The following is a 14,064-nucleotide window of genomic DNA, read 5'->3' on the forward strand; positions in this document are numbered from 1 at the left end:
CACTCCCGTCCGCCAGCTTGCAGTGGATGTCGAGTCGCGGAAACTTGCCGTCTGTGCGGGTTGGAAGCAGTTCGGGGTTCAGCACTTTTGTTTCTGTGACTTCCTGCCCGATTACCGCCGAAAGCATTTTGCGTCTGCAATAGGCAGACTCCGGGCACTCTTTTGAGAAGAAGGATTTGAATACGATGTCGTTTTTTAGGTTGAGAATCCTTCCTTCTGCGACAGCGCGTGCGGCCTGTTCCTTGACTTCATCGTCGATTATGATTTGATATTTCATATCGCCACCTTTTTTACAAATAAGTTTTGCATAAGGTGTTCTTTTCCCCATGCATATATTTATTTGAAAAAAAAGTCATGTTTCGGCAATGTCCACAGATAATAATTTGTTATAATTACAGAAAAGGCCGCTCCGCTATGGAACCCCGAAGTTGCCAGCTTGCTGGCAATGAGCGCGAGCGAAGGGTGGAACAGCGGCAGACAAAGAAATTTGCGCAATAAAAACTCATTCGTAGCGAAGTGGCGACATCCATGTCGCCCTCTTGTGAAAGCATTTTGCGTCAAAAAAAACAATTTATCGTTGATTGCTTTTTCCGACTTATTTAAGCACTGAATTCAACACTTCGAGCAGGCGTTCTTCATCGATTGGCTTTGCGACATGGGCATTCATTCCGGCGGCGTAAGCGTTTCGTTTGTCTTCCTCAAAGGCATTTGCGGTCATTGCGATGATTGGAATCTCGGCTTTTTGTTTGTCGGAAAGAAGCCGAATGTGCTTTGTTGCTTCGTATCCATTCATTTCTGGCATCTGAATGTCCATTAGTATCGCGTCGAAATAATCTGACGGCATCGACTCAACTTTTTGGAGGGCGTCTTTGCCGTTTACAGAAGTTTCGACCATGAATCCCATTTCTCCGAGAAGCATCGCCGCAATCTCGCGGTTTACTTCAACATCATCGACAAGAAGCAGGCGTTTTTTAGTGAAATCGATTTTGTTATTCGAATCAGAATCTTTGGTTTCGTTCGGCTGTTCTGGATTCGCTTTCTGTTCAAGATTTTCGCAATTTTCTGTCTGAGTGTCGCTTGACTCCTGAACCCGGAGCGTCAGCTGGATTACAAATTCTGTGCCTTTTCCCTGCTCTGTATTGACGGTGATTTCGCCACCCATTAGGTCGATTATGCTCTTCGTGATTGCCATTCCAAGGCCTGTGCCCTGAATTCCGCTGACTGTGCTTGTGCGTTCCCGTTCAAAGGCCTCAAAGGCTCGTTCGGCAAATTCCTTGCTCATTCCGATTCCAGAATCTTTTACGATGATTTCGTAACTTGAAATGCCGTCTTTTTCTTCGCCTGTCTGAAGAATCTTAAGCGTGACTTCTCCATCTTCCGGGGTAAATTTGTAGGCATTGCTCAAAAGATTCAAGAGTACGCGGTTGAGCCTGTTTTTGTCGCACCAAACTTTGGGATTATGCAAATTCTCGCAGTCCACATTGAAGTTAATCCGCTTGATTGACATTTGCGTAGCAAAAATATCTTGTACTTCCTTCAAAAGTTCCCTGAAATCGCACGGACTTTCTTCGATTTCCATTTTGCCGCTTTCGATTCGGCTCATTTCAAGGACATCGTTAATCAGCGCAAGAAGATGTTTGCTCGAAGAATCGATTTTTGAAAGGAACTCCCGCATTTCCTGTAGCGAAACGCCTTCTTTTTGAGCGAGTTTTGTATAGCCGATAATTGCATTCATCGGGGTTCGTATGTCGTGACTCATGTTTGAAAGAAAGGCCGTTTTTGCCTTGTTTGCCCTGTGCGCCTCCAGTTTTTCTTCCTCAAGGATTTTTTCTCGGCTTCTCATTCTTGAATAGACACTGAACATGATTCCGAGCGCAACAATAATCATAACGAGCTGGACAAGACTGTTGTTCATAAGCTCGTCGAGGATTACAGACAGCTTGGAGTTGATGAAGGTCGTTGCTGAAAGCTGCAATTCTCTGTTCGCGACGAAGCCACGACTCTGCATTTCATCAACATAGAATTCATTGATGTCGTTCAAGACAGTTTCGGTCGTTTTATGAGTTTTCTGGCGCATCCACATGATTGAAGTGAAAAAGACCATGAAGATGAGGACAATCCAGACTATGGTTGATTTTCCGAAACGGCGTTCTTTGTCGTTCGTAAATACCGTGCGGAAGTAAAGGAAGCCGAATACACTCCAACAAGCCAGAATGAGGTATGATTCGGGCGAGAGCGCGTTGATTGACCAGAAATTCGGAACCATAAGGAAAAGGCTGAAGAAAATTGCCGAAACGATGCCTGTGATGCCTGTGAGCTTGATAATGAGGTTTTTCTCTGTTTTGGCAATTTTGTACGCGCAGGCAGATGTGTAGCCGTATGAGATTGCCGCTCCGATTGTGGTGACATCGACTATCCAGCCGATTGCAGTGCGACCCAAAAACGGGATGATTGCACAGGTGATGGAGATTAAAAGAATTGCGTTTACCGGAACCCCTTTTGAAGAAGTCTTTTTAAAGAAGGAAGGCAGAATTCCGTCATCGGCCATTGAATAGAGCAGCCTGCTTGCCGCGATTAAATTTCCGATGATTCCCGTGATGATTGCCCCAAAGACTGCAAGTGAAAGTATGATTGTGCCGGTTTGGCCAGCGAAAGTCTTGATTGCGAAGAATACCGGCATGCTCACGAGATTGTATGCCGGAACGGCCGTGTAAGTGAGCAGCGTGTATGCGGCGAATCCAGCAAAAATCGCAATAAACATGATTGGAAGAGACTTTTTGCGCGAAAAGCGGAATTCTCTTGACGAATGAGAAATTGATTCAAATCCGATGAAAGCCCAGGGTGAAAGTGCTGCGATTGAAATGACTTGAATGAGCGGCTTGTCCATTGATTTCAAATTGTTGAAGGCGTGATTAAAGACCGTGTTGAATGATTCTGAAGATTTAATGGTAAAAAAGCACCAGAGTACGCCAAAAATCAAAAGGAAGGCAAGCACGGTCTGAATAATGACGGCCGTTCTTTTTGCGAAAATGCAGGTCAGCGTGATGAAGATGAGCATGGAGATTTCAAGAAGAACTTCGCCAAAATAAATGCTATAACCTGCTATAGAATAGTAGAAACCGAACTGAAAGAGCGTTCCAAAGATATTCCGCGCGATTAGTGCAAGCGCCGTGACATTTGCCCATGTAATCGCAATATATGTAAGCGAGAGAAACCACGCGCTCAAAAAGGCATGGTCGTAACCAAAAATGTTCTTTGTATAGGAATAAGTGCCGCCAGCGTCATCATAGCGGTTTATCATGAAGTGATAGTTCGCGCCAATCAGAAGCATGATTAGTGAGCCGAAAGCCATTCCGAGCGCGGTTCCAACAGGACCTGCAATCGGGAGAAATGTGGTGCCGGGCATGACGAATGCACCCCAGCCGACCGCAGAGCCGAAAGAAAGAGCCCAGGCTCCCGCAGGTGAAATATACCGTTCAAGATTTGCTTTTTCTGTCATAAGAAAATTCCTATTACAAAATATTATACACGATTTTTGGAAATTTGCTTGTATCTTTGAGAAATTATATGTATTTTTAATATAGATAATATGGAAGATTTATACGAAGTTTTAGGAATAACAAAAACAGCGACTCAGAGTGAAATAAAATCCGCTTATCGAAAACTTGCGGTCAAATACCATCCAGACAAAAATCCGGGTGACAAGGCCGCAGAAGAAAAATTCAAAAAAATTACTGCCGCTTACGATGTTCTTTCTGACGAAACAAAGCGCCGCCAGTACGATTCATACGGCTCTACAAACTCTTACGGTTCAGGCTCTTCTTCAAATCCATATGGTTCTTACGGATGGAATCAGCAGGGAACCTGGCAGGGCCAGTGGCAGAGAGGCGGATGGAATGCCGAAACTCAGGATGATTTTAATGACGCGTTCAATCAGTGGTTTAATTACGCAAATTCACAGCGTCAGAACGAGCAGAATACCTACTACTATGATTTTAAGCGCGCAAGTGAACCGCAGACAAAATCAGAGAATATAGTTTACATTCTTCAGAAACTTGCGATTCTTCTGATTGGAGCATGGTCACTCAAATTCTCATGGATTTTGCTCCCATTCGGCCCGATTTTGAGCTTTGCAGCTATTGTTCATGGCTTTACGGGAATCACAAGGGGTGTGAGAAGATTATTGAGATAGGATTTTACTGAATTGAGAAAGCCTGACCGTGCAATGCACGGCAGTGCCCGATTATCGTTCGCGGAAAATGATACGACCGCGATTTAAATCGTATGGTGAAAGGGCAACTTTCACGCTGTCGCCCGGTACGATTTTAATGTAGTGCTTTCGCATTTTGCCAGACAAATGCGCCATAACGACATGACCGCCGTTTTTGAGTTCAACTCGGAACTGTGTGTTTGGCAATGCTTCTTTTACAATGCCTTCGACTTCAATAGCTTCTTCTTTAGCCACGATTCCTCCAAAAAATTGTACAAAAATCTTGCTGAAAAAATTATAGATTTTCCTTGTCTTTTCAAGATTTCTCCCTTATTATTATCTAATAATAAAAAAAATTGTCAACATGGGAGTAATCATGGAACAGGCATTCATTGAAAAAATGCAGGTAGCTCTTACGGAGCAAAAAGAACAAATCTTAAAATCATTGGCGGACAAACATTCTGAATATAAAAAGATGGTTGAAAGCGGAGAGCCGGGAGATGAAGTTGATATCGCATCTGATGTAATCGACGGTGCATTGCTCGAATCTTTGGGCGCTCAGGATGCTAATCGTCTCACGATGATTAACAACGCTTTGGACAGAATCCAGCAGGGCAAATACGGCATTTGTCTCAAATGTCACAAAGAAATCCCTGTGGAGCGACTTGAAGCAATTCCTTACGCGTTCATGTGCATTACCTGTCAGAGCGAAAACGAACGCAGAAACAGATAGATTTTCAGCTTCTATTTTGAGGCGTGCACTTTGCTAGATTCTGCAGAATTTATAGCCGGTTCGGTCGATGTCGTAAATGACTTCGCTGTAACCGGCTTTTTTTGCGAGTGCGATTGTCTGGTCAAAGGCACAGTCGAGGCTTTCTGCTGCGTGCGCGTCTGCCGTAATTGCGACAGGAACGCCTTCTTCATAAAGAAGACCCAAAAAATACTCGCTGGGGTAGGGCTTTGAAAGCCAGTTCCTGCTGATTGCACCGCTGTTGATTTCTGTGGCACGACCGCTTTTTGCGATAGCCTTTGCCATTTCTTTCAGTTCATTTTTGTACCATTCTTCATTTTCATCAAAAAACGGAAATTTCTCGTTAAATTTGCGGATTAAATCAGGATGACCGAGAAGTTCAAAATCTCCCTTTTCAAGCATTTCCCGTTGGAGAGCAAAATAATCTGCGATGGCGGCCTTCATATTTCCGTTGTAGTGTTCAGCGACACCGTTTGCCCAAACTGTCGGCGTATTGTCGACTCCAAAAACTCCGTTCCGCTGAAAAATATAATGCACTGAGCCAATGAGATAGTCCGGCTTGAATTCCGCGTAATTTGCATGGCGCGGGAAAGTGATTCCGGGAATAAAATCTGCTTCAAAAGCAAGGCGAATCTTGATTTTATCCTCGTACTTTTTTTGAAGACGGTGGATTTCCTGGCAGTAAGCGGGAAAATCTTCGACCTTCATGTTACATTCAGTCCAGAACGGGTACATTGAATGCGAGGTAAAACCAAGCACGCGGATTCCTTTTTGAATTGCCGAAAGCACATTTTCTTCGGGCGTGTTTTTTCCGTCGCAGAAAGTTGAATGTGTATGCAGGTTTGATTTTATGTATTCGTTTTCGATTTTCTCTGTGTTCATGATTCGCCTTCCTCCTTTTTCATGAAAAAGTTGCTTTCTTTATTGAGAATTTTTATCTGCTCGAAAGACATTGTTTGCATTACTGTTTTCCATTTTTCTATCATAGTCTTTAAGGTTTCGCTTTTAAATGGCTTTAAGAGGATATCATTGATTCCGATTCGCTTGTATTCGGCAAAATCGTTCGTGTCGTTGTTTGCGGTACAGGCGATGATGATTTCATTGAAGTGCATCGCCCGAAGCTCTTTTGCGGTTTCGATTCCGTCTTTTTTGGGCATAAAAATGTCCATGAAAATCATGCGGATTTCACTCTGTTTTTTGATGATTTCAAGGACTTCCTCACCGTTTTGCGCAATGTATACATCCGCCCCAAAGCGCCTGAGAAAGGTCTCCATGAGCTTTCGATTCATCGGGTGGTCTTCCGCGACAAGAATTTTGATTCCTTCTGCAATTTTTTTCTCATCGAAGGTCTGCGCTTCAAATTTCTTTTTTTCATAGACGGTCAGCGGAGGAAGTTCTTCGGGCTCAGAAAACTGTTCTTTTAATAGTTCAAGAAGTGGTTCCCGTTTAATCGGTTTGTAGAGATAGGCTTTGAAAAGATCGAGCACCTTCATTTTTGCTTCTTCGTGCATCTGACCTTCTGGCACAAGAAGATAGAGGGCCGGAGTTTTTTTGAGTTTTTCAGAATGAACTATGTCGAATGCAACATGCCATCCGTCATTTCCGCCGTCAAGAATCATATCGATGAAAACTGCCGCGAACGGAAATCCTGCTTCTTCCGCCTGCCTTATTATTTCGCCCACTTTTGCGCTCTCACAGCAAATTTCGACCTGTGAAAATCCGAGAAATGCAAGCTTTCGTTTAAGGCTTTGTGCTGCCAGAGAAATGTCGTCAACAATCAGGATGCGCTGCTTTTCGGGGGAGTTGAACGCCCAGTTCTTGTGTGCCTTTTCGACCGCAATTTTTAGAGGAAGTTTTACCCAGAAAACGGAGCCTTCGTTTGGTGCTGATTTTACGCCGATTTGCCCGTTCATAAGACTGACAAGATTCTTGCAGATGGAAAGGCCCAGCCCGGTGCCGCCAAAGAGACGGTAAGTTGAAATGTCTGCCTGAAAGTATTCGGTGAAGAGCTTTTTTTGCTTTTCTTCGCTGATTCCGATGCCTGTATCCGTGACCGTGAAGCAGATTCCGTATTCCTTTGTGTAGTCAACTTCTATGCGCACAAATCCTTCGTTTGTGAATTTGACCGCATTGCTGATAAGGTTGTGCATGATTTGCCGGACGCGCATTGAATCGCCTGTTACGAGTGCCGGTACTCCTGCCTTGATGTCAAGAATCAGCTCAACGCCCTTGTTGAATGCCTTTACGCTTTCTGAATCGACCACATGTTCGCAAACATAGAATATGTCAAAAGGAATGTTTTCGATTTTGAACCCGTTTTGATTCATTTTTGCAAGGTCAAGGATGTTGTTTGCGAGTTCCAGGAGACCTGTTGAACTGAAAAGGATTTGCCTTATATATTCGGTCTGCTCTTTGTCGAGCTTTGTATCCTGCATTAGTTCCGCAGCACTGATTATTGTTTGAATCGGTGTGCGGATTTCGTGAAGTGTGTTTGCCAGAAATCTTGTCGTGCCATTGAGTGACTGACTATTGCTTTGCATTTATGATTTCCAGAACTTTCTGCAATATGACTTCTGAAGGTTGCGGCTTTATGAGATAGCTTGATGCTCCCATTTTAAGCGACTGCATGATGAGTTCTTTTTGGACGATGCGTGAATAGATTATTACAGGCAGGTCAATGCGCTTTTCGATGAGATATTTGAGAACATCAAGGCCCGTGACTTCGGGCATGTACATTTCTGAGATGACAATATTAAACTGATTTGGTTTAAGCTGTGCGAGGAAGTCTTTTGCGCTCATGAAGACCGTGATTTCACCGATTGTTTCAAGAGTGTCCTTCAACTGCTTTATAGTCGCTAATTCTGGATCAACGACTGCGATTTTAACCTGCTCTGTAAGGGCATCTGATTTATCTGAATTTTTGTGAGCGTCTGAATTGAATCGGAGCTCGATGGAACCCTGGTCACTGTCCTTTGATGCAGTGAGGATTTTATCTGAAATCATGTCTTCGAGGCTGGAATTTACATCGCCTTCGACAAGGGAATTGAGGACTGCCGAAAGATTCTGCACGACCTGAATGCCTTCGTAGATTTGATGGCCTTCGATGAAGTCAGAAACAAATTTGTCGAGTGACAGGATTTTTATATTGCGCCGTATGATTCGTTTGTCGGCCGTGATGTTTTCCAAAAGAAGTTCCATGTTGAGGCCGTCAACATAGCTGAGACTCAAATCAGTCATCATAATGACGACTTTTGGAAGAAGAAGCTTGTTTTTTTCAATCAGTTCCGAAAGCTTGTACTTTAGGAGCATGATTTTTTCGCGGTTTAAGCCCATCGCCATTTCGATGAAGATGATGTCGTGGTTCAAGTGAATGTCGAGGACTGAAGGTGTGTGGTCAACTGCAAATGCGAGATGAAGAACTCGCCCGATTGCGTCAAAATAAAGGTCAAACTGAATTGGCCGTGTAAAGTATTTTATGACTCCGTACTGAACGAGTTCGCTTGCTTCATAGCGTTCGATTTCTGGGCCTGACATGATGACGGGTATTTTTTTACCGTTTGGATCAGACTGTTTTTTTTCAAGGAAGTCGATTATGTCGATGACCGACTGTTCAATGTTTATGATAAGCAGATCTGGAAGCATCGAAAGGAATTTAGGCAAAGCATCTCTCTGGCCATCGGCTGTTTCAACCGTAACTTGCTCGGCAGAAAGCTTTTCTTTGAGAAATTCCCTTAGCATGGGTGGTGCATCAACAATCAGAACACTTTTCATAATACAAATATGATACCGCATTTGCAGCGGATTTTCAATTAAGTATTTTCCCAAAACTCAAAAAATCTGATTTCCGTATTTGCTTTTCTGTGTTACACTTTATTTGTTCCGATGGGAACAGGAGTTTTTTATGGCAGATGTTGCTGTTTTTTTAGCACCGGGTTTTGAGGAAATTGAAGCCCTTACAGTCGTTGATTATCTTCGCCGTGCGAATGTGAATGTCATTACAGTCGCAGTTCCGCTCAATTCTGATGATTCTCCAATGAGCGTTACCGGCAGTCACAAAGTTACGGTCATCGCAGATACTAGCCTCAAGGATTTTATTGAAAAAATGGACGGAGAACTTCCTGATGCGGTTTATTTCCCAGGTGGAATGCCGGGCGCAAGCAATCTGGCTGCAAATCAGTATCTCTTCCAGTTGATTACAAAAATGGACAGAAGGGGCAAACTCGTGGCGGCAATGTGCGCGGCTCCTGCTGTGGTTCTTGCCAGAACAGGAATTCTTGCAAACAGAAAGTGGACCTGCTACCCTGGAATGGAACAGAATCTTGCTGAATATTGCGGCTCAGAAGTCGGGGCGCGTGAATTGACAGAAAATACAAGGCATATTGAGAATGTGCCTTTCGTCTTTGATAATAATGTGCTTACAGGAAGAGGCCCGGGAACAGCCGAGCAGTTTGCGATGAAGTTTGTGGAGCTTCTGGCAGGCGCAGAAACCGCCGTAAGAATTCACGACGGCTCGTGCCAAAGATAATTAAATTAACAAATTAGCAGTGAGCAATTAGCAATTAAAAACATCCTATTGCTCACTGCTATAATCTACGGTCTAACGATGATGCTTGCGAGGTCTGGGTGTTTTTCCAAATCCTTTTTGAGACCTTCTTCGCGGGCCTTGTTGCGGTATGCTGGGTCCTGGAAAGAATATGTGAAGTTTGTGTGAACATCGTATGTGCCCTGCATGATTGCAAAAGCATCTTCTGTCATTACAAGCTCTTCGTCTGTTGGGATAACGAAAACTTTGACCTTTGAATCGTCTGCTGAGATGCAAGTCTCGGCATTGCCTGTATTTGCAAGAGCGTTCTTTTTTGGGTCGATTTTAACGCCGAGCCATTCGAGGCCTTCGAGAGCCTTTGCACGGATTGTAGCTGAGTGCTCGCCAACGCCTGCTGTGTAAACGATTGCGTCAACCGGGCCGATTGCTGCCATGTATGCACCGAAGTATTTCTTGAGGCGGTAGCATTCCATGTCCATTGCAAGCTGGCAGTCTTTGTCACCTTTTGCAGCATTTTCTTCAACATCGCGGCGGTCAGTGTATTTGCCTGTGATTCCGAGCAAGCCTGATTTTTTATTCATTGCTGTGTCCATTTCATCAGCAGACATTCCTGTCTGGCGCATGATATAGAATGGAAGAGCGCAGTCCATGTCGCCTGAGCGAGTACCCATTACCAAACCTTCGAGAGGAGTGATACCCATTGATGTGTCGTAGCAGCAGCCGTTCTTTACAGCACACATAGAAGCACCGTTACCGACATGCGCGATGATGACATTCGTGTCTTTTGGAGCTTTGTGAAGAAGTACAGAAGCGCGTTTTGCTGTATAAAGGAAAGAAGTTCCGTGGAAACCGTAGCGGCGAGCACCGTATTTTTCGTACCATTCTTTTGGAATCGCGTAGCGGAATGATGAAGCGGGCATGGTCTGATGCCAAGCCGTGTCCAAAACCGCGACATGCGGAACATTCGGGAGAACCTTCTGAGCAGCTTCGATGCCCATGATGTTCGCAGGGTTGTGCAATGGTCCCAAATCCTGAACCGAGCGGAATGTTTCCAAAACTTCTGGAGTAACTTTGACAGATTTAGTGAATTTGTCGCCGCCGTGAAGAACTCGATGGCCTACTGCACCGATGACGCTCATGTCAGAGATAACGCCATGGTCTTTGTCTGTGATTGCGTTCAAAATCAATTCGATTGCTTCTTTGTGAGTTGGACAAGGGCTTTCGAGAACGAATTTGTCTTTTCCTTTTGGCTTGTGTGTGATTACAGAACCGTCCTGTGTAACGCGTTCAACAACACCTGTAGCCAGAACATCTTTGTTGTCCCAGTCATAGACCTGATACTTTGCGGAAGAAGAACCGCAGTTCAAAGTTAAGATTACCATAAAAATCCTCTATGTGTGATATAATAAAATTTACGAAAATATTATAAAAGTTTGAGAATATTTTTTCAATTAAAGTACTTTGTAAAAGAATGGCGTTTATTATTCTTTAACCGAACTGTGCGATAAGCTCATCATTGTTGCGGCATCCGGTTTTTGCACGAATCCTGGACAGGTAGCTTTCGACCGTTCTTGTGTCCATGTCGAGGGCGGCCGCCATCTGATTCATGTTTTTGCGTTCCAGAAGCTTTTTGAGGACGCTTTGTTCGCTTTTAGTAAGGCTCGCGAGAATGCATGTGTATGTCTGAAGCCTTTCGATAAGACTCTGCTGGATGTAAGTTTTTCCTGAAGAAATTTCTTTGATTGCCGTTACAAGCTCTTCTTCGGAACTTGCCTTTGAGACGAATCCTTTTGCGCCGCTTTCAAGCACAAGGCTTACGATTCCAGGATTTGAATACATAGAATAAACGACTACTTTAATAGAAGGAAAATGCCTGTTTACTTCGCGGAGAATGTCGATTCCTGAATATTCGCCCAAAAACAGGTCAAGAACTAAAACTTCCGGCAGAGAGCCTGTCATGTCAAGTTCGGTCAGTTTTTCAAATGCTTCTGGCTCCGATGAGGCAAAACCTGCACAGTTGAGGTCGGTGTTTGCCTGCAAGATTTCACGGATTCCTAAATTCGTGAGGGCATGGTCTTCTATGACAAAAAAAGAATGTTTCATTGCTGCTTTCCTGTGTTTTTGTTTAGTTTAACTATGGTGATTTGTGAACCTTCCCCATATTCGGAGTTGATTTCAAGTTTTGCATCGATAAAATCGGCCCGCTGTTTCATTCCGACGAGTCCGAAATGATTGAAACCTGAGGCGTAATTCTTTTGCGTGTCAAAGCCCACTCCGTCATCAGTGATGAATATGTAAAGTCCCTTTTCTTCTGAACCGATTTCATTTCGCATCATGACGGTGACTTCTGAGGCGTGCGCGTGCTTTGATATGTTGGTGAGTGATTCCTGGACGATTCTGTAAAGATTGAGGTTTTCTTCGCCGGTTAAGAAGCTTGTGTCGATTTTTTCAGGGGCGACCATTCTGAAATCAGTTCCCGAATACTGCTTGAAATTCTGACATAGATTCATGATATTTGCCGCAATGTCGTTTTTGGTGACATCTGGAGGCGCAAGATTGTAGCTCATTGAGCGCACTTCCGTGACCGATTTTTCAAGGATTTCAGACAGAGACTTTTGAAGTTCTGGCTCAGTGATTTTGTTGACGAGACTCCTGCAATAACGGAGATCCTGTGCAACCGTGTCATGCAGGTCGCGTGCGATTCGTGCCCGTTCTTCTTCCTGACCGCGGATTGTGTAGCGCAGGTAATTTCCTGAGGCATGAAGGCTTCGCTTTGATTTTAAGAATCTGATTGAAATCATTATGATGCCGAGAAGAAGTGCAATAAAAACGGTATCAAAAATGAGGAAGAAGGTTGCATAATTTCTGAGGATTCCCTGAAGCCGTTCGATTTCAGCAAGAGCGCTTTCAAGTGTCATTTCCATCGTTCATTTCCCATAACTCGAACCATGCAGCGGTAAACTCCATAGCCCGCAAAAGTTGTAATCATCCTGTCTGTGAGCGATACAGGAATTTGACCAAGAAAGCATGATGCAAGAAGCGAATAATGCAGGCTTCTGAAAGTGTCGGTAAAATCTTTGATTGGTGCCATGCGGTCCGGCAAGTCAGCGAACGTGAATCTGATGCAGTCGATTACTCCGCCGGCAATTACGGACATGAATGAAGAAACCAGTGCAATCAGAATCAGGTAAAGAACTGTAATCGTCTTTGAAATGCGGAAATCTTCTTTATGGCGTGCAAAAAGCCAGGTCGAAAAGGCGACAAGTGCACCGCAGATTGCGAAAAGCATTGCGTAAGGTTCAAAGGTATAGTCCCTGATTGGAAAGGTGAGGGTTGCTATAACATTATAGAAGATTGCGACAAGGACACCCGGCAGAAGTCCGCAATAAAATGTAATCGCGACGGTAAAAATCGTGTCCATGAAAAGGGGAAGTTGAAGCGTATCGTAAAAGATATATGCGGTTATTAAATTGAGGGCTTCCGCAACAATACAAAGCAAAATCGTTCTTGTTGAAATATGCATAGAATCTCCGTCTCCTTTTTGAAACTATAACACATTTAGCATGTGCTGTTAACACCTTCGTAAGCTCGGAAAATCGGGCGGTATTTGAACATTTTTTGCATTTATTATAATATCTTCGTCATGGCAGAGACTTTCGTTGGAAGCTTTGACCTTTGACATTCATGTCACACATTTTTCTTACATTTTAGGCTTGACCTGAGCTGGCTTAAAGCTCAATCAATAAGGCAGGTACTATGACAACTCTCGATTTTCACAAATTTAAAAGCGAAAACCGCAAAATTTCAATGGTGACTTGTTATGATTCCACCTTTGCGCGAATCATCAACGACTCAGACATTGACTGCATCCTGATTGGAGACAGTGCTTCGATGGTAATGCACGGCGAAAAGACCACTGTTCCGGCAAAAATGGAATGGATGGAAGAGCACACCCGAAGCGTCCGTAACGGTGCGCCCGACAAATACATCGTCGCGGACATGCCGTTTTTGACAACTCGCAAAGGACTTGAGCATGCAACGGACTGTGCAGGCCGTCTTCTCGTGGCAGGAGCAAATTCCGTAAAGATTGAAGGAATTTTCGGTCAGGAAGAAATAATCGCGCACATCGTTCAAAGCGGCATTCCTGTAATGGCTCATCTTGGCTTGACCCCGCAGTTTTACAATGCGTTCGGAGGGCACAAAATGCAGGGACGCACGGAGGAAGCAGCCGAAAAAATCATTGAAGAAGCAAAACTCGCAGAAAAGCTCGGATGCTATGCAATCGTTCTTGAGTGCATTCCGGCTGCTCTTGCGGCAAAAATCACAAAGGCTGTCTCAATTCCGACGATTGGAATCGGTGCGGGCGTTGAATGTGACGGGCAGGTTCTAGTGCTTTTTGACATGCTTGGCATGACAGGGTTCAAAATCCGATTCGTGCGACAGTATTTGAACGGATTAGAGCTGATTAAGGGCGCGCTCAATCAGTACAGCGCGGATGTGCACTCGGGTGACTTCCCTAAAGGGGAAGAAATAAAGTAACGGGGCGTTGCGGGTAGGGAG

13 protein-coding genes and 1 pseudogene are annotated in these 14,064 nt (G+C 44.1%); 4 read left to right on the plus strand and 10 right to left on the minus strand.

The genetic code is table 11. The features are described 5' to 3' along the window. Positions 1-277, minus strand: a 277-nt coding sequence (locus Q0Q74_RS05440; protein ID WP_294429236.1) for a PD-(D/E)XK nuclease family transposase, incomplete at its 3' end; no start/stop codon positions are given. Between the two features lie 318 nt (positions 278-595). Continuing rightward, entirely contained in the window at positions 596-3,499 is a 2,904-nt protein-coding gene (locus tag Q0Q74_RS05445) for an amino acid permease (protein WP_294429238.1), read from the minus strand. A 90-nt stretch (positions 3,500-3,589) separates the two neighbouring features. Between Q0Q74_RS05445 and Q0Q74_RS05450 the strand changes: the two are divergent. Then, positions 3,590-3,793: pseudogene (locus Q0Q74_RS05450) on the plus strand (DnaJ domain-containing protein); the annotation flags it as partial. A gap of 450 nt (positions 3,794-4,243) precedes the next feature. Here the strand turns inward: Q0Q74_RS05450 and infA are convergent. Next, a complete protein-coding gene (infA, locus tag Q0Q74_RS05455; protein WP_184661244.1) occupies positions 4,244-4,465 on the minus strand; it encodes a translation initiation factor IF-1 in 222 nt (73 codons plus the stop codon). A 121-nt stretch (positions 4,466-4,586) separates the two neighbouring features. On the opposite strand from infA, the gene Q0Q74_RS05460 reads away from it, so the two are divergent. Further along, the gene (locus tag Q0Q74_RS05460; RefSeq protein ID WP_294429240.1) at positions 4,587-4,943 is read left to right on the plus strand and encodes a TraR/DksA family transcriptional regulator; all 357 of its coding nucleotides are present in this window, start codon (positions 4,587-4,589) and stop codon (positions 4,941-4,943) included. Between the two features lie 33 nt (positions 4,944-4,976). Here Q0Q74_RS05460 and Q0Q74_RS05465 read toward each other — a convergent pair whose 3' ends face one another. Genes Q0Q74_RS05465 through Q0Q74_RS05475 form a run of 3 tightly spaced genes read right to left on the minus strand, consistent with a single transcriptional unit; the run spans position 4,977 to position 8,732 of the window. Next, positions 4,977-5,843 (minus strand): histidinol-phosphatase, encoded by an 867-nt coding sequence (locus Q0Q74_RS05465; RefSeq protein ID WP_294429241.1) that lies wholly within the window; start codon positions 5,841-5,843, stop codon positions 4,977-4,979. Next, positions 5,840-7,501 (minus strand): response regulator, encoded by a 1,662-nt coding sequence (locus Q0Q74_RS05470; protein WP_294429242.1) that lies wholly within the window; start codon positions 7,499-7,501, stop codon positions 5,840-5,842. The genes Q0Q74_RS05465 and Q0Q74_RS05470 overlap by 4 nt, the downstream gene beginning before the upstream one ends. Then, on the minus strand, positions 7,488-8,732 hold the full coding sequence (locus Q0Q74_RS05475; protein WP_294429243.1) for a response regulator: 1,245 nt from the start codon (positions 8,730-8,732) through the stop codon (positions 7,488-7,490). Before Q0Q74_RS05475 ends, Q0Q74_RS05470 begins: the two co-directional genes overlap by 14 nt. A 130-nt stretch (positions 8,733-8,862) precedes the next feature. Between Q0Q74_RS05475 and Q0Q74_RS05480 the strand changes: the two genes are divergently transcribed. Continuing rightward, the gene (locus Q0Q74_RS05480) at positions 8,863-9,486 is read left to right on the plus strand and encodes a DJ-1 family glyoxalase III (protein WP_294429244.1); all 624 of its coding nucleotides are present in this window, start codon (positions 8,863-8,865) and stop codon (positions 9,484-9,486) included. A gap of 65 nt (positions 9,487-9,551) precedes the next feature. On the opposite strand, the gene Q0Q74_RS05485 is transcribed toward Q0Q74_RS05480, so the two are convergent. The 4 genes from Q0Q74_RS05485 to Q0Q74_RS05500 all read right to left on the minus strand — a co-directional run bounded on the left by Q0Q74_RS05485 (position 9,552) and on the right by Q0Q74_RS05500 (position 13,027). Beyond that, positions 9,552-10,886 carry an acetate kinase gene (locus Q0Q74_RS05485; RefSeq protein WP_294429245.1) on the minus strand — a complete coding sequence of 445 codons (1,335 nt, stop codon included), beginning with the start codon at positions 10,884-10,886 and terminating at the stop codon, positions 9,552-9,554. Between the two features lie 106 nt (positions 10,887-10,992). Then, entirely contained in the window at positions 10,993-11,607 is a 615-nt protein-coding gene (locus Q0Q74_RS05490) for a response regulator transcription factor (RefSeq protein ID WP_294429247.1), read from the minus strand. After that, positions 11,604-12,428, minus strand: a complete 825-nt coding sequence (locus Q0Q74_RS05495) for a sensor histidine kinase (protein ID WP_294429249.1) — start codon at positions 12,426-12,428, stop codon at positions 11,604-11,606. The genes Q0Q74_RS05490 and Q0Q74_RS05495 overlap by 4 nt, the downstream gene beginning before the upstream one ends. After that, positions 12,419-13,027: a hypothetical protein gene (locus tag Q0Q74_RS05500; protein ID WP_294429251.1), complete on the minus strand. Its 609-nt coding sequence runs from the start codon at positions 13,025-13,027 to the stop codon at positions 12,419-12,421. Before Q0Q74_RS05500 ends, Q0Q74_RS05495 begins: the two co-directional genes overlap by 10 nt. Before the next feature lie 233 nt (positions 13,028-13,260). Between Q0Q74_RS05500 and panB the strand changes: the two genes are divergently transcribed. Next, positions 13,261-14,043, plus strand: a complete 783-nt coding sequence (gene panB, locus Q0Q74_RS05505; RefSeq protein WP_294429252.1) for a 3-methyl-2-oxobutanoate hydroxymethyltransferase — start codon at positions 13,261-13,263, stop codon at positions 14,041-14,043. Positions 14,044-14,064 lie beyond the last annotated feature (21 nt).

It is taken from the genome of uncultured Treponema sp., assembly GCF_946187725.1.
In the GTDB taxonomy this organism is placed as follows: Bacteria; Spirochaetota; Spirochaetia; order Treponematales; family Treponemataceae; genus Treponema_D.

What these genes read in the sequence shown, in the direction of transcription:
- Q0Q74_RS05475 (WP_294429243.1), bottom strand. Translation starts at nt 8,732, where the DNA reads ATGAAAAGTGTTCTGATTGTTGATGCACCACCCATGCTAAGGGAATTT.
- Q0Q74_RS05485 (WP_294429245.1), bottom strand. Translation starts at nt 10,886, where the DNA reads ATGGTAATCTTAACTTTGAACTGCGGTTCTTCTTCCGCAAAGTATCAG.
- panB (WP_294429252.1), top strand. Translation starts at nt 13,261, where the DNA reads ATGACAACTCTCGATTTTCACAAATTTAAAAGCGAAAACCGCAAAATT.
- Q0Q74_RS05470 (WP_294429242.1), bottom strand. Translation starts at nt 7,501, where the DNA reads ATGCAAAGCAATAGTCAGTCACTCAATGGCACGACAAGATTTCTGGCA.
- Q0Q74_RS05490 (WP_294429247.1), bottom strand. Translation starts at nt 11,607, where the DNA reads ATGAAACATTCTTTTTTTGTCATAGAAGACCATGCCCTCACGAATTTA.
- Q0Q74_RS05495 (WP_294429249.1), bottom strand. Translation starts at nt 12,428, where the DNA reads ATGGAAATGACACTTGAAAGCGCTCTTGCTGAAATCGAACGGCTTCAG.
- Q0Q74_RS05480 (WP_294429244.1), top strand. Translation starts at nt 8,863, where the DNA reads ATGGCAGATGTTGCTGTTTTTTTAGCACCGGGTTTTGAGGAAATTGAA.
- Q0Q74_RS05500 (WP_294429251.1), bottom strand. Translation starts at nt 13,027, where the DNA reads ATGCATATTTCAACAAGAACGATTTTGCTTTGTATTGTTGCGGAAGCC.
- Q0Q74_RS05465 (WP_294429241.1), bottom strand. Translation starts at nt 5,843, where the DNA reads ATGAACACAGAGAAAATCGAAAACGAATACATAAAATCAAACCTGCAT.
- Q0Q74_RS05445 (WP_294429238.1), bottom strand. Translation starts at nt 3,499, where the DNA reads ATGACAGAAAAAGCAAATCTTGAACGGTATATTTCACCTGCGGGAGCC.
- Q0Q74_RS05460 (WP_294429240.1), top strand. Translation starts at nt 4,587, where the DNA reads ATGGAACAGGCATTCATTGAAAAAATGCAGGTAGCTCTTACGGAGCAA.